This window comes from Pseudoalteromonas sp. GABNS16E (assembly GCF_028598715.1).
Lineage (GTDB): Bacteria > Pseudomonadota > Gammaproteobacteria > Enterobacterales > Alteromonadaceae > Pseudoalteromonas > Pseudoalteromonas atlantica.
Genome location: NZ_JAQREZ010000140.1, coordinates 1 through 974, shown reverse-complemented (window position 1 = coordinate 974; position 974 = coordinate 1). Strand labels below are relative to the sequence as shown.

General features: G+C 38.9%; 1 protein-coding gene. It reads right to left on the bottom strand.

Annotated features, from left to right (window positions below):
* Nucleotides 1-22: 22 nt before the first annotated feature.
* A complete protein-coding gene (locus tag PSI06_RS20995) occupies nt 23-883 on the bottom strand; it encodes an IS982 family transposase (RefSeq protein WP_004587958.1) in 861 nt (286 codons plus the stop codon).
* Nucleotides 884-974: the final 91 nt, after the last annotated feature.

The window sequence follows — 974 nt, the reverse complement described above, 5'->3', positions numbered from 1 at the left end:
TAACCTCAGATCTGCATAAGAATTAAAGTCGAGTCACTTTTATACTCGGCTTTTTAGTCTGAAAAGTGTAGGCAATTAATCCAGCCATTAAATTAACCATAAATGAGATGCAGCTGCGGTGCCTTGTGTGGTCTATTTGAGCCATATTTTTCAGCTGATCGAAAACTGTTTCAATGATGAAACGCTTTGATAACATCGCTCTATCCCAAGATGATATTGGCTGACGTTTCATATTACTTCGTTGTCCTGTAATAAAATTAATGCCTTGCTCAGCAAGTTCCGCTTTTAAGTTTGCAGATACATAACCTTTATCAGCGTATAAACTACCTGTAACATTATCGACCATATCTAATACCGGCTGTCTATCATCAACATTCCCAGCTGTCACTTTTACAGCTAATAAACCACCTTCATCATTCATGATGAGGTGAAGTTTAAAACCATAAAACCAGCCCATTGTTCCTTTGCCTCGTTTGGCTTCTCCCGCAAAAACTTGGTGGCGAGGAATACGCATGTTGTGACACACCTTGAGAGAAGTGGAATCGATAAATGCAATGCCTGTTGGTTTATCAAAGCGCTGCTTCAGATAGCTACACAGAGCAGGTAACGTGGCCTGAAGTAACTTCAGCATACGTGTATAACTGACTAAATCAGGAAAATAATGTCGCCAATACTGACAAACAAATTTGGTGTAGTAAGTTTTAAAGTCGCGATAACCTGATTGATGAAAAGCAATTAATATAGTCATCACTTCGCTAGAGGATAGTCGAGATGGCTTAATGCGTTGCTTTTCACCTGATTCTATTAGGTGTTTAAGCCATTGAGGTTCAAACAATAAACAAAAATCATCGACATCTACGTAAATTGCATCTAAGTTATTCATGCCCTTGCCTTGGTAATCTTATGTTTCTTGGTCGAAAGATCTGATCACCGCAAGGGCATTTAGTTCCATTTCTTATGTGCAGCTCAGGTTA

What these genes read in the sequence shown, in the direction of transcription:
- PSI06_RS20995 (WP_004587958.1), bottom strand. Translation starts at nt 883, where the DNA reads ATGAATAACTTAGATGCAATTTACGTAGATGTCGATGATTTTTGTTTA.